This is a genomic window from Psychrobium sp. nBUS_13, assembly GCF_051201665.1.
Classification (GTDB): domain Bacteria; phylum Pseudomonadota; class Gammaproteobacteria; order Enterobacterales; family Psychrobiaceae; genus Psychrobium.
Genome location: NZ_CP179210.1, coordinates 2,596,399 through 2,621,754 on the forward strand (window position 1 = coordinate 2,596,399; position 25,356 = coordinate 2,621,754).

Genomic DNA, 25,356 nt, shown 5'->3' on the forward strand with positions numbered 1-25,356 from the left:
TATCATTTAAGGGCAAGTCGCCATAGCGTCTTTATATTCTTTAAGCAGGCGTTCATTTACTTGTTTGTGTTGAGCTGACCGTATCGAATCCGCTAGCATTTTGTACCCAAAGCTTGCGGCTAATCCCACACCTTCGCCAAAACCCAAGCCAATAATGGCGAGTATTGCGGCCCCCTCAACATTAATAAGAGTAGCATAGTCAGTGTCTACTCTATCAAGATAAATTAATCTACTCACCATTGCATCTGCTATTTCTTTGGTAGTATAGCCATTGCCGCAAGTATTCTTATTATTTTGTAACTACTCAGCACTTCAAAGCTAGTGTTTTAAATTAATTGAAAAATAAAAAATGATCGACTTGCTTGATCATTCTGAGCCGTTATTCTATGGGTCTCTCTATTCAGTAGTTTGAGCAATGAAAATAAGCGGCATCGATATTGAAAAAAATATCGACAACATAAAAAAGCAAATCGAGACGGATAAAACATTGTCCCCATCAATACGTGCCGCTATCGATTTATTGTTGCTTATCGTCACTTTATTGTCCCAACGGTTAGGCCTTAACAGTCGAAATAGCAGTAAACCACCATCATCAGATCCTAATCGGAAAAAGAAGCCTAACGCTAATAGTTCAAATGCATCGGGTGGGCAACTCGGTCATAAAGGAACAACTTTACCGCTTGATGAACGACCTGATATCAACCATAAAATAGTTCTTGATAGAACGCTATTACCACCAGGAAGTTATACCGATATGGGGGTGGAAACCCGTCAGGTAGTGGATATAGAGTTTAAGCGCGTCGTAACTCAATACCAAGCCCAAATTCTTGAAAACGAATTTGGTAAGCGATTCGTTGCTCCATTTCCAACGGGGGTTAATAGTCGAATTCAATATGGTAATGGGCTAAAGGCTCACGCGGTTTACTTGTCTCAATATCAGCTACTCCCTTACGAGCGTATTCGTGAATATTTTACCGACCAACTTAACATTCCACTGAGTAGTGGCAGTCTGTACAACTTCATTAATACAGCTTACCGTCATCTCGATGAGACGAATGCGCTTGAATTCATCAAGGAAAGTTTGAAGAATGAATCAGTGCTTCATGCTGATGAAACAGGCATTAACATTAACGGTCAACGTCAATGGTTACACAATGCATCATCATTAAAATGGACCTATCTATCGGCTCATGAGAAACGAGGTTGTGATGCCATCAATGCCATTGGAATACTACCCGACTTCACTGGTGTGATGTGTCATGATCACTGGAAGCCGTACTATCGTTATGATTGTCAACATGCTTTATGCAATGCTCATCATCTGCGAGAACTCACACGTGCATACGAACAGGATGGCAAGAGCTGGGCTGAAACGATGCGTATTTTTTTAATAGAGCTTAATCAGGAAGTTGAAGATAGCGGTGGAGTGATTAGCGACAAAAGACAATTAATGAGTCGCCTTCAATATCGAGATATTTTAAAAGAGGGTGAACACGAAAGCCCTCCGCCAGCGATAATCGTCGGGAAACGTGGACGCCCTAAGAAATCAAAATCGCGCAATTTATTAGAGCGATTACAGAGTTACGAAGATGATGTACTCAGATTTATGGTGGATAAAATTGTGCCTTTCACGAACAATCAGGGTGAAAATGATTTGAGAATGGTGAAAGTTCAGCAAAAGATATGGGAGTGTTCATAATTCTGTGTCATTTCAGTAGAATATAATAAAACAGGAATGACACATGACTAACTCTTTTGATTTTGAGCAAGCATTAACAGATTTGCAAGCTGGTAAAAGCCTCACTGGTAAAGATGGCATCTTAGGCCCTTTGATTAAGCAATTAACCGAAGCGGCTCTTAATGCCGAACTAGAGCACCACTTAGCCAACGATAATCAATCTAATAGAAAGAATGGCAGAACAAGTAAAAACATCAAACACCCGTCTGGTAATTTTGAACTCGACACTCCGCGAGACCGCAATGGAACATTTGAACCTCAATTAGTGAAGAAAAATCAAACCTCACTATCAGATGAAATCGATCGCAAAATACTCTCGATGTTTAGCTTGGGAATGAGTTATCGTGATATCAATGCACATGTAGAGGAGATGTACGGTATTAACGTGGCCACAGGAACGATTAGCGCAGTCACTGACAAGCTTATTCCTGAGCTTAAAGCATGGCAACAAAGGCCATTAGATAGCCATTACCCAATTGTTTGGCTCGATGCTATTCATTATAAGGTCAAAGAAAACGGTCGCTACATCAGCAAAGCTGTCTACACGTTATTAGCACTTAATATGCAGGGTAAAAAAGAGATATTAGGGTTGCATTTATCAGAAAACGAAGGGGCTAATTATTGGCTTTCAGTGCTGACCGACCTTAATAATCGCGGTGTTAAAGATATTCTTATTGCCTGCGTAGATGGGCTAACCGGCTTTCCTGAAGCCATAGCAGCTATCTTTCCTGAGACAGAAACACAGCTTTGTATCATTCATCAAATTCGAAACTCACTTAAGTACGTCGCGTCTAAAAATCAGAAAGCCTTTATGGCCGATTTAAAACCTGTCTATCGTGCACCCACAAAGGAAGCAGCTGAATTAGCACTCGATAAACTAGAAGAGAAGTGGGGCGAAAAATATCCGCTGGTTATTAATTCCTGGCGCAGGAAGTGGCACAATCTATCTCACTATTTTAAGTACCCTGAGCACATCAGGAAGGTGATATATACCACGAACGCCGTTGAGGCGGTTCATCGTCAGTTTAGAAAGTTAACGAAGACAAAAGGCGCATTCCCGAACGAAAATAGCTTGTTGAAGCTGTTGTATGCTGGCATATTGAATGCTTCTGAGAAATGGACGATGCCAATCCATAACTGGAGCTTGTGTGTTTCTCAGTTGGCGATATATTTTGAGGGACGTTTAGATAGCGTCATTGATATTTAGAAAATTAAGCCTGACACAGAATGTTGAACGCCCTCAAAGATATCGGGCTGCTTTAGAAGCAAGCATGGTTCCGTCATGTTTTTTGGCCTTAGAAGCTACCTGTCAAGTTGTAAAAAACAAGGGGTCAGTGCGTCTACTGCTTTGTCATTATTATTAAACGGAGCACTACCAAATATTTTCCCCCCTGCTGAGTAGTTACATTATTTTTATTATTATTGTCATTACCATCACTGTAGTCGTCAGTTGATTGATCATGATCTGTTTCATCACTTCCTGCTCCACCCCAGCCCATTACAACAGGTCTCGGCCCACCGCGTGTTCCCCTAACATCTATTCTTTCTGTCGCATTTACTGATGCAATACCCCAACCCCAACCAGTTGTAAGTTCATTAGACGACTGTGTATAATAACCACTATCGTCTATGTAACTATCACTCTCGCCATTGTTATATTCAATGGCACCCATATCAGCATGTTAGTGCAATAACACTCTTTACAAAAACTTTCTTCATTTTTAACTCCCAGTGAAACTTATCATTCCAATATTATTAAGATTGTGTTAACTACCCATTAACATATAATTTACAATAAATTCTAAGTCAAATACTACTCTTGCTTGGCATCATCAAACACTATAGTGGTCAAGTTTTTTTGGAGAGTTATTAAGCCGCTTTTTTCAATTTATTTGCTTTTTGAACTGGTGTTAAATAATCGTTCGATGAGTGCAAACGCTTATAATTATAAAACCTGATATATTTCTCGATACAATGTGTCAGGGATTGATGATTTATAAAAATTAAGTGGTTCAGCCGCTCTGATTTTAAACTTCTAAAAAATCGTTCCATCACGGCATTGTCCCAACAGTTTCCTCGTCGGCTCATACTCTGAGTTATTTTTAATTGAGTTAAATGACTCGTAAACAGATTAGCTGAATATTGCACTCCTTGATCTGAATGAAACATCAGATTTTTCAAATAGGGTCTATGTTTTTTATTCGCATCATCTAACGCCGCTTTGGCTAACTTAGCGTCAGGGCTTTGAGAAACAGCCCAACCAACAATCTCACGTGAGCCAAGGTCTAATACACACGCAAGGTAGCTCCAGCCCTGATTTGTTCTAATATAAGTGATATCGCCAACCCAATGGGTATTAAGCGTTTCAGGATTGAATTGACGCTTAAGCAGGTTGGGAGCATAGCGACATTCTTCACCAATATTTGGATAGTAATGCTGTTTTTTAGGCGACAGAGCAACCACTTTAGCTTTTTTCATTAGTGCCGCTGTTTTAAATATTCCAATGGCATATCCTAGGTTATTCAGCTCGACATTCATTCTTCTTCGACCATATGTACTACCCGTTAACTCAGCAATTTTTTTAATATCATTAACTATTTTTTCAGCTTTAAAAGCACGGCATTGCACATCCGATTGATAAAAAAATGTACTTTGACTAATACAAAAATCCGGCATAACTCGGTAATGAAATATTCACCAAAAAAATAAGTAACAGAGTTGAAAGTATCCACAGCCCGTAGCGAAAAATTAGGTATATATCTTTCACAAGCCAATGATGGTTGCATCTAATGACGTATACTAATTTCTTCTAAATACAATAAACTTATCCCACGTCAACAGTAAGCTCTGAATTAATATTAAATTGGCATTCTTTTAGTATTTACCCTGTAGGTATCGGAGATCTGTTTTTATTAGGGTCTGTTGAGGGCTACATTAATAACAGGGCAGTGACAAAAAAGCCCGATTAAATTGCTTTAATCGGGCTATCTAAAAAATTGGTTATTCTACGGCTTATAATAAATCGGCGACTCTGGCCCCACAGGTAAACCAAATACGAATACCCATAAGTAGAACAGCGCGACCCAGCCGACAAAGAAAAACATCGAGTATGGCAACATGGTTGCGACTAGCGTGCCTATTCCCATATCTTTCTTATATTTGGTAGCAACAGCCAAAATCAACCCAAAATAACTCATCATAGGAGTTATTAAATTTGTCACCGAATCACCAATACGATAAGCCGCCTGAATCGTTTCTGGCGCGTAACCAATCAGCATTAACATAGGAACGAAGATTGGCGCTGTGATTGCCCATTGTGCCGATGACGAACCAAGACTTAAATTCACTAATGCACACATAAAGATAAAGAGCACAAATACTTCTGGACCAGTGAGGTTTAACGCTGTTAACAGTGCCGCCCCTTTAACTGCCAAGATGGTACCTAGGTTAGTCCATTTAAAGAACGCGACAAACTGCGCGGCAAAGAATACCAGCACCACGTACATGCCCATCGAGCTAATGCTTTTGGACATTGCATCAATGACATCACGGTCGTTTTTCATGGTGCCAACGACGCGGCCATACACAAAACCAGGAATAGCAAAGGTTACAAAGATAAAAGCAACAATACCTTTTAAGAATGGCGAACCAGCAACAGCACCAGTTTCTGGATGACGTAAAATACCATCTTCAGGTACGATAGTGTACGCCAGTACAATACAGGTTAATAAAAATGTCAAACCAGCGGCTTTTAAGCCTGTTCTCTCAATAGCCGTCAGTCGCTCAATATTATTTTGCGATAAGTCTTCTGTTGCTTCATTGTCGTCATATTTACCTAAACGAGGCTCAACAATTTTTTCTGTTACCCACGTCCCTACCACAGCAATAAGCACTACCGAAATAGCCATAAAATAACATGCCTATGCAGAAAACTCAGGATTGAACTATACTGTGTATATAAACACACTGTATAGGTAGACATAATCATGAACATGCCAGAAGCAAGCTTTTTAGCTTGGCAAAAACAGTTTAGTACTGAAGATGATTGCTTAGAATATTTACAAGAAATGAAATGGAAAAATGGCTTTATTTGCCCGCGTTGCGGCAATGCTCATAACTATAAAATTGCCAGTCGCCACTTATACGAATGCACGCAATGTAAAAAGCAAACATCAGTCACGGCAGGGACACTTTTTCATGGGAGTAAAATCACCTTAATCCAGTGGTTTTGGGCTATCTATTTTCTTGGCTCTGATAAGGGAAGTATATCCGCACTGAGACTAAGCAAATTAATAGAAGTCAATTGGCGAACAGCGAGACTAATTTTAAAAAAACTTAGAATTGCTATGGGTCACAGAGATAGTTTATATCAATTGAGTGGAACAATAGAGCTAGATGATGCACTTGTTGGAGGTAGACAAAAAGGGAAACGAGGTCGTGGTGCAGCAGGAAAAAAGAATGTATTAATCGCCTGTGAAAGTAAAGAGAAAAAGGCAGGATTTATTGCCATGGAAGTAGTTGATAGTATTTGCCATTTTAGCGTTGATAAGTTTGTTAAGAAGTACTTAAAACCAGGTCAGAAAGTTCGTTCTGATGCATTGGCTGCTCTGAATATAATTGACCAAGCACAGGACCATGAAGCGAGGGTAACACCAAGCCATTTGGTTGATGAATGGCTACCATGGGTACATATCGCCATTGGCAATTTAAAAACATTTTTGTTGGGTACATTTCATGGTGTATCGGGAAAATACCTACAAGAATATCTAGATGAGTTCTGTTATCGGTTCAACCGTCGATTTATTGAAAAACAAATCCCTAACCGACTGTTAAATTTGGCGATAGTTCATGTACCTGTAAAATCGTCCTGAGCCAAGTGCATAGGCATGTAAAATAATAGTTCGCTTCTGGCCCTACTTCATAAGTGGGATCGATCATTTGCGCTGCTGGCGTTGTAATACCTGCAAGGAGCGGATCAATAGTACCCAGTAATAAATTGGCGCTGTAACCACCAGATACGCCAGCGAATGCCGCCGCAAGACCAGCTAGTGGATGACGACCTAAACTGTGGAATATCATCGCCGCCAGTGGAATAAGCACCACATAACCGAGTTCAGATGCGGTGTTAGATAAAATGGCTGCAAATACCACCATGAACGTTACTAGACGCTTTGGCGCGCCCATGACCATACCGCGCATTGCTGCCGATAATAGGCCGGAATGTTCAGCAACACTCACCCCTAAAATAGCCACCAATACAGTGCCTAGCGGTGCAAAACCAGTGAAGTTGGTTACGAGCCCTGTCACGATCTTTTGTAGACCCTCGGCACTCATCAGGCTGACGACTTCAATCACACCATCGGGTGCTCGGCCTTTTGCCCCTTCAGGACGAGGATCAATAACACTTAACCCTGCCCAATCTGCAATACCGCTAATGATAATAATCGCCATACAGAAGATGGCAAATAACGTAATTGGATGCGGCAGCATGTTCCCAAGAAACTCTACCGTCGCTAAAAATCGATTAAACAGCCCCTTATTATTTTGCTGCTCGCTATTTTGTTGATTAGGTGCTGCGCTACTTGGTGTCGTCATAAACAAACCCGAAAATGATAAAAACGAGCGCAACATATCACACTTTAGTGGTAGCCACCATTCAACGAACAAATTGGGTTTAAGCTCATCTAACAAAAAGCCGTTTCACAACGTGAAACGGCTTTTCATTTTGGCTGAGCTACATCGCCCAACAATCAAATTGTAAGTAACAACTAAGCGTTAGTATCTACGCCATTGCCTTTAGCAACAACAACCATTGCTGGGCGTAAAAGACGACCGTTTAACTCGAAACCTTTTTGCATAACGTCAATGATTGAGTTTGGCTCTGCGCCTGGTACTTCAATCATTGTCATTGCTTGGTGCAATTCAGGGTTAAATGTTTCGCCTTTCGGGTCGATTGCTTTAACGCCTGATTTATCTAATGCAGACATCATGCTGCTCAGCGTCATTTCAACACCCTCAACCATCGCTTTAGTGTGCTCGCTTTCTTTATCAGCAGCGCCTAATGCACGCTCTAGGTTATCAACCACTGGTAATAACTCATTAGCGAATTTGTTTAGTGCGAACTTATGCGCTTTTTCAACATCTTGTGAAACACGACGACGCATGTTTTCAACTTCGGCTTTACCACGTAAAACACCGTCTTGTTGAGACGCAACTAATTCTTTAGTTGTTTGTAATTCCTTCTCAAGTTCAGCAATACGCGCAGCATCGTCAGAAACATTCGTTTCAACTTCGCCTTCTACTTGCTCAACATTTTCTTCATTTTCAACGTTTTGTGCGTTTAAATCTTGTTCGCTCATATCTCTTCCAAACAATAGTTCTAGTTTATTGCTCATTATTATGGGGATGAAAGCAAATGATTCAAGCCTTTATTTGATAAAAATAGTGAGATTTTTTATCAGATAGAATCTGCAATATCTAGTAATAGTCAGTGCACTAGGTATACTGAGGCATCGACCAAAGTTTTGAATTTAATATGAAAGCGCTATTTACCACCATTGGCCTGATTGGCAAAAGTCATCACCGTGAAACCAATGAAACTATTTCACATCTAATCGAGTTTTTAACTCAGCAAGATTATCGCGTATTAGTTGAAGATAATTCCGCCAAAGAATTATCCCTACCCAATGAGCAACTTGCCTCATTAACCAATATTGGCGAGCAGTGTGACTTAGCAATTGTGGTTGGTGGTGACGGCAATATGCTTGGCGCCGCACGTGTTTTAGCGAGATTTGATATTGCCGTTGTCGGTGTTAACCGTGGTAACTTGGGCTTTTTAACTGACATAGATCCAGACAATACCGATGAACCATTAAGCGCAATTTTAGCCGGTAATTTTATTACTGAAAAACGCTTCCTACTTGAAATGAAAGTGCTGCGTCATGGTGAGATAAAAAGCTGTAATAGCGCGATGAATGAAGTCGTGCTTCACGCTGCGAAAGTAGCTAATATGATCGAGTTTGAGCTTTATATTGATGATTTATTTGTTTATCACCAACGCTCTGATGGTTTAATTACTGCAACGCCAACCGGCTCTACGGCCTATTCGTTGTCAGGTGGTGGCCCTATTTTAACGCCTAACATGGATGCTATCTCATTAGTGCCGATGTTTCCTCATACTCTTAGCTCTCGTCCAATTGTTATTGATGGCAACAGTAATATAAGCCTACGAATTCCGAATTATTTATCGGGTAATGTGCAGGTTAGTTGCGACGGTCAGGTAAGTATTGAAGTTTTACCCGGCGATGAGATCAGAATTAGTAAATGCCATTATGAATTACGCCTTATTCACCCTAAAGACTACAGCTATTATGAAGTATTACGTAGCAAGCTCAATTGGAGCGAACAGAAAGTCACCAAGCGTAAACCATAATCTCTTTTGTAGACGGGTACTTGACCTGCTTAAAATTCAACCATAGAATAGCGAGCAGGTTTTAGAGACGCCTGCTCCGCCAAAGATGAATTCACTCTAATCAATTGTTTCAAACAATTTACTATTAATCAGTTCAGTACGAACTAAGTAGGCTTTGCGGAATGCCAACCAATACTTAGAGGATATTGAATGATGTTTATCACCTTTCCACAGTTTTTATTACCGACACTGACCTTATACCAATTGGTATTCAATGATCGTTTATTGTTGAACAGGTACCACATCGTGGAGAATTCATCATGGAACTAGCCATTAACGAAGCCAAAATCCAAGCTAAAAAGTTACTAAAGACGTTGAAATCTAACGAAGATGCCTTTGAAAACCAGTCACAACTGGCGACAATGGGCATTACTCGTCAAGACGATTTACAGCTTAAACACACGTTAACTCTTATTGCGATGAAGTTAGGGTTTAGACAATGGCAAGAGGCATCTGCGATGCTCAGTGGTCAGCTAGATAAATCGACACCGCAACAAATGGGCACTTTATTTTACCCTAAGGCTGGTCATGGCTTAACCAATGAATGGTTTGCTGATTATCAATCAGCTAAAACTGTATTAGACAGTAGCGACAATAATAAGTGGTTATTTCCTTATAAAAATCAATTTATTGTAGTCGAGGCCAACTTCTTATCAGCATTTAGATTTGATGATGAAACACGGCAATTGTTTACTTTAATTAACCACGATATGGCGGCTAGTTATAATTGTGAAACATGGGATAAAATCACCTGCGCGGTGATTAAGAACAGATAAAAAGACATGCTACCGACAAGCTTTTTTGCAAGGCATGAGAAGCGATGTTGATTATTATCAATGAGCGACGAATAACGCAGAAAAAATGGCTTGTCGTTATAACCAGCCATTTTGTTTGGCAATGCGAGCTGCTTCTATGCGGTTCGCTGCGCCAAGTTTTGAAGACGCTTCAGATAGATAGTTTCTAACAGTGCCTGCCGATAAATAGATTGCCTTACTAATTTGTTCAGTGGATTTTCCTTCATAAGCTAAGCGCAGAACTTTACGCTCTTTATCCGTTAGTGGATCAACCTCTCCCCACGCTTGTGTAATGAGCTCAGGTGCAACAATAACTTTTCCTTGATATATTTGGCGTACTGCTTGGGCAAGCGAATCTGATGGTGCGTCTTTTAATAGATACCCTTTTACCCCAGCATCCATTGCACGGCGTAAATAGCCGCTTCGAGTAAAGGTGGTTAAAATCATTACCTTAGCAGTATGATTAATTCGTTGAAGTGCTTGCGCTAACTCAATGCCAGTCATTTGCGGCATCTCAATGTCCGTAAGTACAATATCAACATCGTTTTGCTCAATCAGCGACAATGCTTGTTCGCCATTTTTGAGCTGTCGCAACAACGGTAAAATCGTCTTCTAAGTCCAATAAAGCTGATAATGCACCTAGCACCATCGATTGATCTTCAGCGATAAGTATTTTTATCATTATTCTCTATCCTACTTAGGCCTTAAGCTGGCACTGGTACATCAAAGCGCAAACACGTTGGCGCTGTTTCAATATGCATTTCGCCGCCGAGTTTCGTAATGCGTTGACGCATACCATTAAGTCCCGAGCTTTCTTTATAATCAATCATCGACCCTTGATCTTTTATCGATAGTTCAACACCTGTATCTCGTTGATGCAGCGTAACCCATGCCTTTTTTGTATCCGCATGCCGTACAATATTGGTAATTGCTTCACGAACAATGAGTGCTAACTGCGACTCTACATCGGAGGCCAATGTATTACTTTCAATGTCACTGATAAGTTCTATATCAGCGGCTTTAGTCGCCACTTGAGCATGTAAAAGCTCCGTATCAATCGTTGCTTGATTATAACCGACAACTGCCCCGCGCACCTGCGCTAATGTTTCTCGAGATAACTCTTCAACGGCCTTGATTTCATCGCGAATTTTATCTAATGCAACGCCTTTATCGATCATCTTACTGGCAAGTTCAGATTTGAGGGTAATCACCGACAAACTATGGCCTAAGATATCATGTAGATCACGGCCAATTCGTTCGCGTTCAGCGGTTTTAGCCAAGGCTTCAATTTGTTGCTCTGAGAGTTTTAGTGCTTTGTTCTTACGATCAACTTCAGCTTGATGTACCGTCATTAAGCCGATGATGAATGAAAATAAAATAGCAGGGATCCAGAAAAACGTCGATTGCTGCGTAATTGCAGCAAACAAGCCGATACTGCATATAACAAATATAAGCGAGCCCAGCGCGATTCTATGTGTTTTAAGTTGCGAACACATCGCCGCGGCGTAAACAAAAAAGACACTCGCACCAAAATTGATTTGTGCCATTGCAACACCAATCGCAAATATACTCACAATACAAACGACGAGTTGCACACCATCAACCCAAAAAGCACGAAAATAACAAATCAAGAATACAATAAGAGCAATAATTACGGCGGCCAATTTCAACCCTGTTACAGGTGAAAAATAAAGGTTAACAAAAAATATGGCCAAATAAGCCAACGACAAATAAGGCGCATAGCCCATGTCCGAGTCATACGGCACGAGCCCGCGATGTATTTTCTTTAATAAATTCATAAGGTAACTCTAAAGTGTCATGACAATTTATACCAATTGCATTAAATATTTGCCCACTTGTACTTGTTAAAATTAACTAAAATGGCGTTGCTCTCAATCCTAATAGCCAGCTATTAGTCAATCGAGCGCCTTGTTTTAGCTGATTTTCTCTACGCACAACAAGCTCACTTACTTAATGCAATTGGTATTATTCAACAAATTCAACGTTATCAATTATTAATTCAAACTTTTCTGTTGGCAGCGATGCCACAATGACCATACCAGTGACGCTTTTGAGTAATTGAGGCTTAATGGTTGAGAACGAAACAGTTTTCCTCTGCCACTGTTGAGTAACATCAAAAGGTATCTCAACCGGACGCATTTGTTGCTTGGTCGACATTAACATCAATTTATATTTGCCAGCAGTGCCTTTAACATCAAGCGCAACGCCTCTTAAATGAGTTAAATCCATTGGCTGTTTGTTATTTTCACTAAACGAGATAAACGCCCCAGCCCAAGGAAAACTAAACTTACGTTTTAACTCCCCCCTAATATATAAATAATTGCCTTGTTCTCCTGCCTTGCGCACAATATCAACGGTGGAGTTACCACCAAATTGTTCATCAGTTGTCGGATACCAAGTCGTATTGAGCGCCGACATTAACCCCTTATCGAAATCACTGAACATCATGGCAGTCATAACACTGTTTTGCTGTTCTTGCGCATTATAATTAATTTGAAAGCCGTTTTTGAAAACGGTGCTGATAGCGCGAGTGTTCGTAATATCGACTTTAGGGTCGCGATTTAGTAACACAAAATCGGCTTTATAATCAGTAGCAATTAACCCGCGATTAGTTAACTTAAATGCTTTTGCCACATTAGAAGTTGCCGCCATTAATGCCTGTGTCGGCGTTAATCCACTTTCAACAAGTAATTGCAGCTCTAAATGCATACTAATACCATGAGCCGTGCCGGGATTTGGCGCATCAGTACCGGCTAAAATCATCACGCCAGCATCATGTAATAGTGAAACTTGCTGCTGCGTCATTTCAAATAACGATTGTCGATTGCTATCGGTGCGCAAGTTTAACAATTGGCTGCTAACATCATCAATTTTAAATCTAGGTTCATTGCTGAAATCAGCCATTAACTGTGAACTATTATTCTGCCCCATCATTGACGCAATAATGGATAATGTCGGGATCATAAATTGTTTATTATTCGTCATGAGTTTAGCAAGTGATGCAAGCTGTTCAGTTTGCCCCTTACCCACATAGGCGTGAACTAATCCATCTGCACCAGCATCGAACGCATCGCGCGCCGATTGCAAATCACTGATATGAACAACCGCTAGCTTACCTTGCTGATGTGCCGCTTTAACTAACGCATGGAGCGTTTCTTTATCGATTGAGGGCATATAGCGACTTGTCGCGTTATACACGATTTTTATGTAATCAGAGCCTTCATCAATGCGCGCCATAACAAAGTCATTAGCCTGCGTCGCATTTTCAATGGTATCGATTTCAAATCCATATTCAGTGCCATGGCCTTTGGGTGCGGTAATTAAGGTGCCCGCAGAGAATAAATCCGCTTGTTGTACATCAACATTATGTTGCTCGCGCAATGGACGCTGGGTTGATGCGAATGCATTATTGGTGAACATATCTAACTCTGTCGTCACGCCATATTTTACCGCTTCTTTTAACGCATTATCCCAAGCATGGGTATGAGCATCGATTAAACCAGGGATCAAATACTGACCTGACGCATCAATCACATTAGCAGTTTTATGCTGATTGGTTAATTGAGGGCCCAAGGCAATAATAAGACCGCGCTGGAACGCAACGTCTGTTTTGCCTAGCCACGTGTTGCCATCAAACACGGTCGCGCCGCTAATAATAGTTACCTGTTGATCATCTTGCTGTGGTTCATCAGGCGTAGGCAGTAGCATAAAAAACAGAATTAATAAGCCGATAACGAATAGTGAAACAAAAATATTTTTCATAATAAGTATCCGATTAATTAGTTTGGCAATGCAGATAGCCTTTGACGGCAATAACACTAGCAATGAATAAAGTGACTAACAGAAAAGCAATATGTAGCCAAATCGATTGCTCTAAACTCATATCAACCAAATGTAAACCAAGCTGTGATAAATGATAAGGCGGTAACATCATTGCCACCTTTTGCAGCCATGTAGGAAAGATCATCACAGGAATTGCCAAGCCTGATAAAAAAGCACTCGGTAGGAAAATAAGATTGAGCACCGCGGTTGCTGATTTTGCTTTGACCCAAAACCCGATAGCTAATCCGATGGCACAAAATGGTAAGCTACCAAGCAACATCAGGCCAGCAATAGACAACCATTGCAGACGGGTTAACGTTACATCGCCAAAGACAGCACCAAGAATAAACAAGCCAATTACAATAATCAGAGAGAACAGGATTGCGTTAATAAGCTTCGCAATCATATATTGCCACGGTGAGACAGGTGATATTTGCTTGATGGCAAGCCAGCCTTTATCTCGCTCTGACGCGACACTTGCACCAAAACCAAACAACGCAGGTGCCATGATGCCGAACACCCCATACGAGACCATTAAATAAGTCGAGGAGCTTTGCGCTGCGTGATCGCTAAAAACAATGCCAAAGAACACATAAAACATCAGCGGAAATGCCAACGTCGGCCAAATAAAGCTTGGTTCACGGAATGCCATTTTGATATCAAGTTTAAGCTCATGAACAAATGAAGTGAGCCTATGCACTTGGTGATTATCTAATGAATTCATGCCACTTTCTCCTTATTATCTTGCGCTGTTTTCTCGTCCGTTAATTGAATAAATGCTTGCTCTAAATCGCAATTGCTAATTGTGAGATCATCAATGTGTGGATCCATTGCCTGCCATCTGGCAACCGTAAGTGCAGCATTGGAAGAAGTCACTTCGAAATAGCGGCCATATTGGGTCACGCTGATAACGGCATCTAGCGTGCGTACAACCTCCATTGGTAGTGATGTTTTTGCTTTAATTAACTTATGTGAAAACGCAACTTTCAGGCCTTGAGGGCTATCGTCGGCGATTATCTTGCCGTTTTTAAGCACCACAATACGATCGGCTAACGCATCGGCCTCTTCCAAATAATGCGTAGTTAACATAATCGTTTTACCAAGAGACTTATAACGCTCAATCACTTGCCACAACACGCGGCGAGTAGTGACATCCATCCCGACACTCGGCTCATCTAAAAACAATAACTCAGGGTCGCCGCACAGGGCTATCGCTAATAACACCAATTGCTTTTGACCACCAGATAGCGACCCAAAATAATGATTGCTAATGCCATCTAACTGTAAATCATCATAAAGCTGTGTCAGTGGCAAAGGGGCATCGTAATAACTGCGGAATAATTCAAGTAATTCACATACCTTTGCTCTCTCTGGCGCTGCTGCATTTTGCAACATAACACCTAACCGCTGACGTACTTCACGGCTCGTATGCAGCTGGCCAAAAATTTCAATATTGCCCTGTCGCACTTTTAAACGCCCTAGCATTAAATTAATGAGCGTACTCTTTCCTGCACCGTTAGCGCCTAGCAAACAGACAATTTGTCCACGGTTAATGCTAAGGGATAATTCATCGAGTACTTGCCGCTTAGTTTCACCACTCGTGTATTGAAAGCTCAAACCGTTTATATCGATTATTGAAGTCATTAGACTCTCCTATCTGTTGATAGGGTTATCATGCTCCTCCTTAACTTGTATTATCAGGGTGCTTTGTCATGGCCTAATATGACAATTGTCATCACCTTGATTGAGCATAGAGAAAAATATTTTTGTGAGCCTGTAATAAAACGAATTCGCTAGCCACTAACTATACCAGTTGCCAGTGAAAGTGCATGAGTTCAGCATGACGAGAAGCGTACCAAATACTAGGCATAAGATGTGTCGTTAAGTCACTCTTAACCAATATCTTATAACGACGTAGTTGGTCGCTTATCGCCTTGCCCTTCGGGAGTTCGGGTAGAAAACGACTACCGCGTTATGATTAACAATCAGGGAACAACCATTAATTGTAAATCATGCCTTGTATTCGAGTCCTACCCGAGCTCTGAAGCAAGCATCTTCAATGGTAACTGGTATAAAACTTTAATAAACAGTAAGCAATTTTAGGACATTCATGACCAGTGATTTCTATCAACAGTCAATACTGCCGTTTGCTGGCATCATCATCAAAATTTGCCGAGCGTACACCAACACGCAAGAAGATTTTGAAGATTATTACCAAGAGGTATGCCTACAAATTTGGCGCAGTAAAGACAACTTTAATGAGCAAAGCGAATGGTCGACTTGGATTTATCGCATTTCTTTAAACGTTTGCCTGACCTACTTAAAGAAACAAAAGAACGGTCATAGCACTATAGTCTCTGATGCATTACCAGAGGAAGTTGTTGATGACAGTAAAGCATTCGCTAATGACGATATTAATGTGCTCTACAACGCGATTAAACATTTGTCAGAGACTGATCGTGCGGTGATATTACTGTATCTAGAAGAGAAGTCTTATCAAGAAATTAGCGACATTATTGGTAGCAATATCAATCATATCGGCGTTCGCATTAATCGAATAAAAACCAAGTTAAGCAAATTTATTGCAAGTAAGGAGTAAGCTATGACTAAATCAATTGAAACTATGTGGAAAGAAGGTTTTATTAACGAAACGCAATTAGACGTGCCGAAAGTTAACGATCTATACAACAGAAAGTCACAAAACTTGGTGGACAAGCTGCTCAATATGTTTGCCATCAATATCAAAGCCATTGTCATTGGCTCTATTGTCATGCTCATTGGAATGAGCTTGATTGGCGCACCATTTTTAGGGCTCTATATTTGTGCCCTACTGATCCCATTAGTTGTTATTGCCCGAAAAGAATTAGGAAAGTCCAACAACATATCCAAAGGACAAAGTAGTTTTGATTACCTAGTCAATTTTGATCACTGGCTCAAAACATCCATAAAAACCTATGCTGTTTATTATCGATTCTTCTACCCATTGTTTTTTATCGGTATGGTAACCCAAGGTGTAGTAAGCAAAGCTGGCGGTAAAATTATTGCTTTAATGCTTGAGAAGTTTCCAACAGACATCCTAATACTCGGTTTGCCTTATTACCTAGCGGGTATCATCAGCCTAGCATTTTTAATCATTACCTATTATGCGGATGCGCTCTACCGCCTTGATTTAAACATCGTTTATGGCCGTCAATTTAAGAAAATGGAAGAGCTGTTAAGTGATATGAAAACACTGCGAAATCACGCATAACAGCTAGTTAACAAAATGCACCAAGATCGACATTCTTTCTTGGTCATTTCTTAGTATTTAAGGTAAATAATTATTTTAACTGAGAAAAGTTAATTTTTTATATGTACAATATCAGTTATTCTACTTGATATTATGGACAATATAGATGCTGCGGTTTTGCGTTACTTTCTTTTTATTAGCTTTCTCTCTTCAGTCATTTTCATTCAAAAAGTCATACTCCATTAATTCTAAAACAGCTTGGAGTGAGCCTCAACTAGTATTAGATAATGATATTAGCTGCGCGGCATTGTTAACAGATGCCAAGCTAAAATTTTATTCAAAGGCAAGCTGGCAAACAAATTATAGCAGCGCTAATACAATCCCTATATTGAATTGGAAGAAGTTAGGAGGCACTGAGCTTGAGGAATTAAATGCCTATGATAAAAATCTATTTCTTACTCATTTTAATCACACCCGATGTGGCGGAGCTTGTGATAGAACACAAGCTCTTGTGTCTAAATTACCACTTTCAACAACGTCTCGTGCCGAATTGAGTGAAATGGCAAAAACGGCTCCTCCCGCAATGAGTTACGAATACACTCTGGCTTTATCAAATGAGAAAGTGCCATACCTATTTGTAGTAGGACAATATGCTTCATATCTAAATAATCTGTATGTTTATCGCCTAACTCCTGATATTAAATGGGAGGCGGCTTGCCAAATCAATTTACATATTACAACTCCTTCTTTTAACAAAGAGCATAGCTACTTTTCTGCTCAAAAGAGCGTTGCTGATTTATATCGTTCAATATTAAACATTAGTCTGGGAGTAGGCCGCTGCGGTGGTCGTAAGTTCGAAGGACATTTGGAAAGTAACTTATCGAATGCACTCGAGCTAGTACTCACAAGACCTTGGGGAGTTAATAATTATTCTAATACTAATAACTACACTACTATCATTCAAAAATTAGAAGAATGGGCTTTAGTAGGCACTTCAGAACAACAAGCGTTACTTAGCTTTAAACATCAATTAGAAAGAACCCAAAAAGAGCTATCAATGTTTTTTAAACAAGCGAATAATTGGACAGTATCTCAATCCAATACGACGGCAAAACATGCATTAGAATCGGCAATTACTCATGGGTTCAGGTTTAATCAAAATCCGTTTTTTAGTTCACATGAAGAAGTCGCTCTAAGACACGCAATATTAAATAGACGGCCACTAGCAGAAATCCAAAAAATAGATTTATCAAAAGTAAGAAAAGGTCATAATCAGTACAATGATAGTGTCATCAACGTTGCAGTTAGTTACCCTAAAGCATTAGACTTTCTTCTACATTCAGGCTTTGATCCAAATGTAAAAAACGAGTTTGCTAAAACACCTATCATGTATGCAGCTCAAGGTAATAATGTAGAGTCTGTCAAACTACTTATTGATGCAGGAGCACAGGTCAATACTGGAACAATCATTCCATGGGATAAATGTTCTCATAATCTTGAGACAGCTAATATCACACCATTACATTATGCCGTTAGATATGCAGACAAGGCTGTCATCAAATTGTTGATCGCAAATAATGCATCAATTTATACCAATGTAGAAGCAGGCTATAGAAAAACTAAAGAGCCACCTATAGATTGGTTGAGCAAATTTGATAACAAACAACTGTCAGTAAAAGACAAACTGCAGGTCGAGAAATTACTCAAAATTCCCAGTAAAGAAAAGTTGAAAAAAATTGTGGCCACGTTGAATCTCAAAGGAGAACAACTCTTCGCTAAAGGGAATTTAGTAGACGCCGAGGTATTATTTAAGGAAGCTATCGAAATCGATACCCAAAACATCAAAGCCTTAAATAATTATGCAATTACTGCGCTAAAATTAAAACATATGGAATCCTCGTTAAAAGCCTCCTATGAAGTAATAAAGTCCAAACTCGCAAATAAGCGCGATATAGCCTCAGCCTACTTTAATACTGGGTTGGCTTGTAAAAACGTTATCTATTTAAACTCTGGCGTACGGGATTACTGTGATGAGAACCTATTAGAATACTTCATTAAGGCTTATTCAATGCACCCTACTACAGGAAGAAGCAATGCCATTATTAAACAGTTTAACAAAGAACCTAAACGAGGAATTTCTTGTCACGGTAATAACAGTGAATTTGAAGTAGTCAACAATAGCGGAAATAAAATGTTCTACTTTTTGCACACAAAAAAAATGTACGAAGCCTATTCAAAACAACATCCAGAGTTTCCAGAAAACGATGTGGAATTAACAAAACAGTATTCTCTAAAGCTAAACAAAGGATATTCGGTATCTGTATTGAAAGGAAAAAAGACCATGCCCAAAGCACAGTTCATCGAAGAGTTCTGCACAATACAGTAAGCTTACTAACTTACTTTATTAAAAATGCACCAAGATAGATGCTTGATCTTTCTTGGTCATCTTGTCAACAACCAACATATACGAATTATCTATCATGCGTTCAATTTCACCTTGGGGAATTGAGCCATCAAGGATAACGGTATTCCAATGTTTTTGGTTCATGTGATAACCGGGAATGACCGATTCAAAGATATCTCGCAACATCACAGCTTCTTCAGGGTCGCATTTTAAATTTAACCACCAATCTCGCTTATCACCATCGCCTCTACCAGCTTTGCCAATGGCTAAAGTAGCAAACATCTTGTTTTTCACTTTATATACATAAATTTCCTCACCAAAAGGAAAGGCATGAGTTACTTCTGGTTTATTCAATAGATAATTATGTACAGGGTCGAATTCGGTCATTGTCATCACTATTGGTCTAATTTGTATTTAAACTTAGGCTTTTTCTTTTGTTTTATAAAGGAAGTTAAGTCAGGTCCAGGCTGACACCTAAGTGTTCCTCCTAAAAGACTCGCAGAAATAGCTACTGACACTGATTTAAGCGTCGAATCACAGGTTATCCTAATTTCGCTTTTCTCATCAATGGATTTTTCTTCAATATACTCATAATTATGAACAGGCAGGTCGTTATTCATCATCGACATCCCTGCGTTGGCAATGCCATTTTGGTAAGTAGGTGCTTGCTCAGTATGTTGTTGAATATAGCGGCGACTCATTTCAAGCGTGCTTATCTGTTTTGATGTGCTCGGGGTTTTGACTGGTACTGATTTTTGCGCCACTTCACCGTTATTTTCGTCATCGACAATACGTTGTTCTTTTTCAATTGGTGGGGGAGCAATTTTTTCCTTTAATGGCTCAATAACTTCTTCAAGCGGTATAGGCTTTGCAACGACTTTTTTGGCAACAACCTTTTCATCCGTGGTAGCCTTTTCACGCTCTATCGGCTTTACCTCTTCATTGTTTTTTTTGACTTTTTCTTGCGATTTTTCTGGTTGTTTTCTCGCTTGATTAATCACCAATTTTGCGGCAATAATATTTTGTTTAACAATATCCTTGGTGAACTGCTGTTGTTTCTTCGCCGCGCCCCAATTAACCTGCAGCGCAATAGCCAACAATAGCATGCTGTGAATAATCACTGACCAGATGATGGCGTTAGATAGTTTGGGTTGTGTGCTCAATTGAATAAATCCGTTATCGTTCAACAGCCAATAGACTTGGCCAATCAAACAAGGTTCAATTTATTCTCATCACTCGGTGAATTCAAAAACTTTTAGCGATGATAAACAACGATTTCATCAAGTGCGCGCCACATGTCATCACACAAGCCTTGACGAAAAACGGCCTGTTTAAAATCATTATATTCCGATAAATAAGTCGCCAATAAATCATGGCGCTTTCCAATAACACAGGCTCGCATATTGGCAAACCTATCAGCGGCTTTTACAATTAATGCGTCGTATAAAGCGGGTTCTACTTGTGCCATCTTTAGATTGGTTTTAACTTTTCGTTCAGCGCGATCCACGCCTGATTCGTCAGTAACAATAGCGACACAATCACTGATATGTTGTCCAAATTTATTAGCGACGTCTTCAAGAGTCACCGTCGTGTCTTCAACCACATCATGCAAATAAGCAACTATTTGCGCGTTTTCACCATAAGGCGCTGCCAGCTTACTAACCGCTTCTAAATGGACAATATATGGCTTTGAGCCATAACGCTGCCCGTCATGAGCTTGTAATGCAAAATCTCGTGCTTGTTCTATCATAAACCTTTCCTTTTAACTGCGCTAAATCCATGCAATAGCTGACCTAAAAACCTGTAAGGCATTCTGTCATCACCTCGGTAACCTAGCGTTATTTCGCCGCTTTGTTCCGGAATATAAGCACTTTTGAATACGTAGTCCCATAAACTTAAACTAATACCAAAGTTCACACCATATCGATGCTGCGCAGGCAACGCATAGGCATGATGGTACAAATGCATCACTGGGTTGTTTAGCACGTAACGCAAGATGCCATAATCTAATTTAATATTCGCGTGATTTAAATGGCCGATAGCAATGGTAAAGAAGTGCACCATAAAGGCTTGCTGTGGTTCAAAACCACCTAGTAACATGACACCCAGCGTTTTTAATGGCTTATAAAAGATGTTTTCCATTGGGTGATAACGCAGATGTCCGGCAAACCCCATTTCTTTAATAGAATGATGCACTTGATGAAAGCGCCACAATAGCGGCACACGATGCAGCATTTTATGAGTAAACCACTGCAGAAAATCGAGCGTGATAAAAAAGACAACCAATTGAGCCACTGGGTGCCATTGGGTTAAGTCGACAATTGCTAGCGATTGTTCATTGACACCGATTTGACTAAACCCGTGATTGATTAATTGATAAAAGCCACTAATAGCAATGCTAAAGACGAAAAAATTAACATACATATAGCCTGCGTCTAGCCAGAAATCTTGCCTAAATTTAGCTTGTTCTTTCCGCCAAGGCCATACCATTTCAGCAGCCCAAACCAACAAAGAAATAATAGTAAGTCCCCAAAAATAATTTTGCGACCAAGGCACATCAAAAGTAATATTACGCCAGACCCATTGCGCGGTGCCTAGGGCTGTGTTGCTAATAATTTCTACATATTCCAAAAGTTTAAACCATTCATAAAATAAACGAAGACTAACAAGACAGTTGCCAAACCATTTTTCTTTCATCGAAACACAACGAGAATAGCACACTGAATCTCGCATTATTTAGTGAGGTAAGCCAAAACATTCCCGCTCAGCGCGAAATGAGTTAGCTTATCTCTCAAACTTATTTAGGCTCTCCCTCTGATTCTTTTTGTTTCTTAACAACCTTTTTGTCTTCTTGTACAAGCTTAATTGTTCGCTCAACATAGGGATCAGGCAATAACATTTGTACCATAGCGCCAAACACATAGGCTGATGAACGACGCTTCTTAGCCCATTTCACCATGTTTATTGCAATCAATATAAACGCAAGGAATATTCCCCATGGTAACAAGAGGGTTCGTAATCCGTTAACTTTTGAATTGATTAGTAAGTCCTCGTTTACAACACCCAATAAATAGGCGCAAAGCAGCAATGCACCAACTAAGGTGCTGATCATTTTTTTCGTTTTCATTATCTTTCTCTAACGCAGAAAGTTATACCAATTGCATTAAGTAAGTGATCTTGTTGTGCGTAGAGAAAATCAGCTAAAACAAGGCGCTCGATTGACTAATAGCTGGCTATTAGGATTGAGAGCAACGCCATTTTAGTTAATTTTAACAAGTACAAGTGGGCAAATATTTAATGCAATTAATGGTATTATTAAAATCGGCCATTAAACTGACCATTTAAAGTTACCTGTCATAGGTAATAAGATAATGCGTAATGAATGCTGCGAACTGCAGAAATAGTCTTGTGGAAAATATAAAGAAGGCGTTGTTTAAAATTAATCAATGCTGACAAAAGCACAGATTTCTGATTTTTTAACGTAACGGATAACGACTGGTGCAAATGCTCAAGGATATCAGTGATGGCATCATCAAACAGGCTTAAATAGCTCGTAACAATAACAGGTGTAAATGCGGTGAGGTCTACAGTATCAACATGGTGATACACTGTGGCATAAGGCACATTATCAATGTGCTTTTTAGGATGCGAACCTCCAACTGGTAAACCAAATACGGTGCTGAGAGAGAATATTGCAATAAGCAATAACCCTATCGCAATAAGGTTTTTATTAGTTCGCATAACAAAGCACCGATTTAAGATTATTCATTAAACGTGGCGTCTATTTTTTTTAAACAAGCCAAGCCAGAATGACAACTCTAAAACCATGCCTAAACCAACAACAGCATACGTTCCTGTAGCGAATCCAATTTGGTAACAGAGTACTGCTAAGATCAAAACAATTCCTAATAAAATGATCCGATAGATTGTTTGCATAAAATATCCCTTTAACTTTTATATATTCATAACTTATGGGACACAACATAAATTTTCAAGGCGCTAATTGTAACTAATCATAATGACAGTGCGTTTAGTAAATAAACAAAACTATTGCACACCAATAAAAACCACTGTATAAATAACCATATATGTACAAGATACTGTATAAAATATTATATAAGATGATGGGTGACTAATATGCTAACTCAATTAACGGTCAATGATTTTGCTATTGTAGATGCGCTAGATATTGAATTTGGGGCGGGAATGACCACTATTACTGGTGAAACAGGCGCAGGTAAATCAATCGCCATCGATGCTATTTCATTGTGTTTAGGTGCACGGGGCGAAGCTGCCATGGTTCGTCCTGGTGGAAAACGTGCAGACATTAGCGCTTCTTTTTCAGTTGAAGGGAATAAACCTGCTCAACGGTTTTTACGTCACCATGAGCTAGACAATGACGACGCTTGCATTATTCGCCGTGTGATATCAAAAGAAGGTCGTTCGAAGGGCTTTATCAATGGTAAACCCGTCCCCATTAGTCAGCTTAAAGAAATTGGTATCTTTCTATTAAATATCCATGGTCAGCACGCTCACCAAGGCTTACTTGATGGTGCGCTTCAATTGTCATTGCTCGACCAATATGCCAATCATCAAAAACTGAACGCACAAGTTGCCTTGTCCCATCAGAATCATCAACAAATTAAAGGCGAATTAAGACAATTACAACAAGCTCAACAACAAGCACAAGCAAAAGTCCAATTACTAGAATACCAAGTAGAAGAGTTGGATGCATTTGCTTTGATTGAAGGGGAGTTTGAACAAATTGAAAGTGAACATCAGCGTTTGTCTAACAGTGAATCTATTCAGTTAAGTTGTCATCGGTTGTTAAACCAATTGTCTGACGACGACAGCTTTAACCTAGAGTCTGCACTTAACAGCGCGCTACATACGCTTGGTGAAATCATAGAACAAGATAGTAGCATTGAACCACTCGCCGAAATGCTCAATGGCGCATTGATTCAAATTCAAGAAAGTTCACAAGAATTGGCCAGCTATCAAAATGCAATTGAACAAAACCCTGAGCGGTTATCTTTACTCGATGAGCGACTTAGTAAAGCAATGCAACTTGCTAGAAAACATCATGTATCGCCTCAAGAATTACCTGCTCTCCATCAAAACATTCATGATGAATTACAAGCAATGACCAATGATAGCAAGCGTATTGATGAGTTAGAAATACAATTGGAGCAAGTAACGACAGAGTATTTCACGCAAGCGTCTAAGCTGTCTCAAAGTCGTAAAAAATATGCGACAAAATTAGAAAAGCTCGTCACTAAGTCCATGAAGAAACTCAGTATGGAACACGGAGAGTTCGCTATTGCTGTTGCCTTTAACAAGGACGGCAATATCAATAAGAATGGTCTAGATGCCGTCTCTTTTCTAGTTACAACTAACCCCGGTCAGCCGTTGGATGCACTTAATAAAGTCGTATCTGGTGGTGAACTGTCTCGCATAAGCCTCGCTATTTCAGTTATCACCGCCAATAAAGTCGCGACACCAACATTAATTTTTGATGAAGTTGATGTTGGAATTAGTGGCCCAACAGCTGCGGCGGTTGGTGAAATGCTACGTGAGCTAGGCAAATCAACACAGATTGCTTGTGTCACCCATTTACCGCAAGTTGCAGGATGTGGCCACCATCAGATGCGCGTTGTAAAAGAAACCGATGGTCGAACAACCAATACAACGATGGTAGCACTATCTGAAAGCGAACGCGTGCAGGAACTTGCTCGATTGTTAGGTGGCAACACCATAAGTGATAATACCGTTGCCAATGCACAAGAGTTATTGCGTGTAAATCAATAACAAACTCATAACCATCGCAGGTGCATTTTTTTCATGCACTTTCATTGATAACGGGTATATAACGAAAGT

Annotated in this window: 24 protein-coding genes and 4 pseudogenes; 10 read left to right on the forward strand and 18 right to left on the reverse strand. The window is 39.8% G+C overall.

All coding sequences use genetic code 11. From position 1 onward, the window contains the following. Positions 1-6 precede the first annotated feature (6 nt). Positions 7-240, reverse strand: a complete 234-nt coding sequence (locus ACMAZF_RS11895; RefSeq protein WP_435274037.1) for a hypothetical protein — start codon at positions 238-240, stop codon at positions 7-9. 175 nt (positions 241-415) lie between these two features. Here ACMAZF_RS11895 and tnpC point away from each other — a divergent pair, with 175 nt between their 5' ends. The 3 genes and pseudogenes from tnpC to ACMAZF_RS11910 form a co-directional block, all read left to right on the forward strand. After that, positions 416-1,699, forward strand: coding sequence for an IS66 family transposase (gene tnpC, locus ACMAZF_RS11900; RefSeq protein ID WP_435274038.1), 1,284 nt, complete (start codon positions 416-418; stop codon positions 1,697-1,699). A 43-nt stretch (positions 1,700-1,742) separates the two neighbouring features. Further along, positions 1,743-2,945, forward strand: a complete 1,203-nt coding sequence (locus ACMAZF_RS11905; protein WP_435273936.1) for an IS256 family transposase — start codon at positions 1,743-1,745, stop codon at positions 2,943-2,945. 36 nt (positions 2,946-2,981) lie between these two features. Further along, positions 2,982-3,140, forward strand: a pseudogene (locus ACMAZF_RS11910) (IS66 family transposase); the annotation flags it as partial. Here ACMAZF_RS11910 and ACMAZF_RS11915 read toward each other — a convergent pair. From ACMAZF_RS11915 to ACMAZF_RS11925, 3 genes and pseudogenes are all read right to left on the reverse strand, one after another. Further along, a complete protein-coding gene (locus tag ACMAZF_RS11915) occupies positions 3,079-3,411 on the reverse strand; it encodes a hypothetical protein (RefSeq protein WP_435274039.1) in 333 nt (110 codons plus the stop codon). The pseudogene ACMAZF_RS11910 and the gene ACMAZF_RS11915 sit on opposite strands and share 62 nt — an antisense overlap. 196 nt (positions 3,412-3,607) lie before the next feature. After that, positions 3,608-4,414, reverse strand: coding sequence for an IS3 family transposase (locus ACMAZF_RS11920; protein WP_435274040.1), 807 nt, complete (start codon positions 4,412-4,414; stop codon positions 3,608-3,610). A 329-nt stretch (positions 4,415-4,743) separates the two neighbouring features. Further along, positions 4,744-5,652 (reverse strand): annotated as a pseudogene (locus ACMAZF_RS11925) (AbgT family transporter); the annotation flags it as partial. 72 nt (positions 5,653-5,724) lie between these two features. Between ACMAZF_RS11925 and ACMAZF_RS11930 the strand changes: the two are divergent. Then, on the forward strand, positions 5,725-6,609 hold the full coding sequence (locus ACMAZF_RS11930; RefSeq protein ID WP_435274041.1) for an IS1595 family transposase: 885 nt from the start codon (positions 5,725-5,727) through the stop codon (positions 6,607-6,609). On the opposite strand, the pseudogene ACMAZF_RS11935 reads toward ACMAZF_RS11930, so the two are convergent. Then, positions 6,596-7,333, reverse strand: a pseudogene (locus tag ACMAZF_RS11935) (AbgT family transporter); the annotation flags it as partial. The gene ACMAZF_RS11930 and the pseudogene ACMAZF_RS11935 overlap by 14 nt on opposite strands. A gap of 173 nt (positions 7,334-7,506) precedes the next feature. Continuing rightward, on the reverse strand, positions 7,507-8,097 hold the full coding sequence (grpE, locus tag ACMAZF_RS11940; protein WP_435274042.1) for a nucleotide exchange factor GrpE: 591 nt from the start codon (positions 8,095-8,097) through the stop codon (positions 7,507-7,509). A gap of 176 nt (positions 8,098-8,273) precedes the next feature. On the opposite strand from grpE, the gene nadK reads away from it, so the two are divergent. Then, a complete protein-coding gene (gene nadK, locus ACMAZF_RS11945; RefSeq protein ID WP_435274043.1) occupies positions 8,274-9,170 on the forward strand; it encodes an NAD(+) kinase in 897 nt (298 codons plus the stop codon). A gap of 299 nt (positions 9,171-9,469) precedes the next feature. Then, a complete protein-coding gene (locus tag ACMAZF_RS11950; protein WP_435274044.1) occupies positions 9,470-9,985 on the forward strand; it encodes a hypothetical protein in 516 nt (171 codons plus the stop codon). A 96-nt stretch (positions 9,986-10,081) separates the two neighbouring features. On the opposite strand, the pseudogene ACMAZF_RS11955 reads toward ACMAZF_RS11950, so the two are convergent. From ACMAZF_RS11955 to ACMAZF_RS11975, 5 genes and pseudogenes are all read right to left on the reverse strand, one after another. After that, positions 10,082-10,685 (reverse strand): annotated as a pseudogene (locus ACMAZF_RS11955) (response regulator transcription factor). A 22-nt stretch (positions 10,686-10,707) separates the two neighbouring features. Beyond that, entirely contained in the window at positions 10,708-11,802 is a 1,095-nt protein-coding gene (locus ACMAZF_RS11960) for a sensor histidine kinase (RefSeq protein ID WP_435274045.1), read from the reverse strand. Positions 11,803-11,989: 187 nt separating this feature from the next. Next, positions 11,990-13,786: a CIA30 family protein gene (locus ACMAZF_RS11965; protein WP_435274046.1), complete on the reverse strand. Its 1,797-nt coding sequence runs from the start codon at positions 13,784-13,786 to the stop codon at positions 11,990-11,992. Positions 13,787-13,799: 13 nt separating this feature from the next. Continuing rightward, complete coding sequence (locus ACMAZF_RS11970) at positions 13,800-14,570, reverse strand: ABC transporter permease (RefSeq protein WP_435274047.1); 771 nt, start codon at positions 14,568-14,570, stop codon at positions 13,800-13,802. After that, positions 14,567-15,490, reverse strand: a complete 924-nt coding sequence (locus ACMAZF_RS11975; protein ID WP_435274048.1) for an ABC transporter ATP-binding protein — start codon at positions 15,488-15,490, stop codon at positions 14,567-14,569. The genes ACMAZF_RS11970 and ACMAZF_RS11975 overlap by 4 nt, the downstream gene beginning before the upstream one ends. 466 nt (positions 15,491-15,956) lie before the next feature. On the opposite strand from ACMAZF_RS11975, the gene ACMAZF_RS11980 reads away from it, so the two are divergent. The 3 genes from ACMAZF_RS11980 (at position 15,957) to ACMAZF_RS11990 (ending at position 19,461) form a co-directional block, all read left to right on the forward strand. Further along, a complete protein-coding gene (locus tag ACMAZF_RS11980; protein WP_435274049.1) occupies positions 15,957-16,445 on the forward strand; it encodes an RNA polymerase sigma factor in 489 nt (162 codons plus the stop codon). Between the two features lie 3 nt (positions 16,446-16,448). Next, the gene (locus ACMAZF_RS11985) at positions 16,449-17,096 is read left to right on the forward strand and encodes a hypothetical protein (protein ID WP_435274050.1); all 648 of its coding nucleotides are present in this window, start codon (positions 16,449-16,451) and stop codon (positions 17,094-17,096) included. 145 nt (positions 17,097-17,241) lie between these two features. Then, positions 17,242-19,461: an ankyrin repeat domain-containing protein gene (locus ACMAZF_RS11990; protein ID WP_435274051.1), complete on the forward strand. Its 2,220-nt coding sequence runs from the start codon at positions 17,242-17,244 to the stop codon at positions 19,459-19,461. A gap of 18 nt (positions 19,462-19,479) precedes the next feature. Here ACMAZF_RS11990 and ACMAZF_RS11995 read toward each other — a convergent pair whose 3' ends face one another. From ACMAZF_RS11995 to ACMAZF_RS12025, 7 genes are all read right to left on the reverse strand, one after another. Next, the gene (locus ACMAZF_RS11995) at positions 19,480-19,866 is read right to left on the reverse strand and encodes an MmcQ/YjbR family DNA-binding protein (protein ID WP_435274052.1); all 387 of its coding nucleotides are present in this window, start codon (positions 19,864-19,866) and stop codon (positions 19,480-19,482) included. Positions 19,867-19,874: 8 nt separating this feature from the next. Continuing rightward, a complete protein-coding gene (locus tag ACMAZF_RS12000) occupies positions 19,875-20,642 on the reverse strand; it encodes a hypothetical protein (RefSeq protein WP_435274053.1) in 768 nt (255 codons plus the stop codon). Between the two features lie 92 nt (positions 20,643-20,734). Beyond that, positions 20,735-21,229 (reverse strand): HD domain-containing protein, encoded by a 495-nt coding sequence (locus ACMAZF_RS12005; protein ID WP_435274054.1) that lies wholly within the window; start codon positions 21,227-21,229, stop codon positions 20,735-20,737. After that, positions 21,226-22,176 (reverse strand): sterol desaturase family protein, encoded by a 951-nt coding sequence (locus tag ACMAZF_RS12010; protein WP_435274055.1) that lies wholly within the window; start codon positions 22,174-22,176, stop codon positions 21,226-21,228. The genes ACMAZF_RS12005 and ACMAZF_RS12010 overlap by 4 nt, the downstream gene beginning before the upstream one ends. A gap of 100 nt (positions 22,177-22,276) precedes the next feature. Continuing rightward, positions 22,277-22,606, reverse strand: coding sequence for a hypothetical protein (locus tag ACMAZF_RS12015; protein WP_435274056.1), 330 nt, complete (start codon positions 22,604-22,606; stop codon positions 22,277-22,279). 227 nt (positions 22,607-22,833) lie between these two features. Next, positions 22,834-23,220 carry a hypothetical protein gene (locus ACMAZF_RS12020; protein ID WP_435274057.1) on the reverse strand — a complete coding sequence of 129 codons (387 nt, stop codon included), beginning with the start codon at positions 23,218-23,220 and terminating at the stop codon, positions 22,834-22,836. A gap of 27 nt (positions 23,221-23,247) precedes the next feature. Beyond that, positions 23,248-23,415 (reverse strand): hypothetical protein, encoded by a 168-nt coding sequence (locus ACMAZF_RS12025; RefSeq protein WP_435274058.1) that lies wholly within the window; start codon positions 23,413-23,415, stop codon positions 23,248-23,250. 201 nt (positions 23,416-23,616) lie between these two features. Here ACMAZF_RS12025 and recN point away from each other — a divergent pair, with 201 nt between their 5' ends. Next, positions 23,617-25,287: a DNA repair protein RecN gene (recN, locus tag ACMAZF_RS12030; protein WP_435274059.1), complete on the forward strand. Its 1,671-nt coding sequence runs from the start codon at positions 23,617-23,619 to the stop codon at positions 25,285-25,287. Positions 25,288-25,356 lie beyond the last annotated feature (69 nt).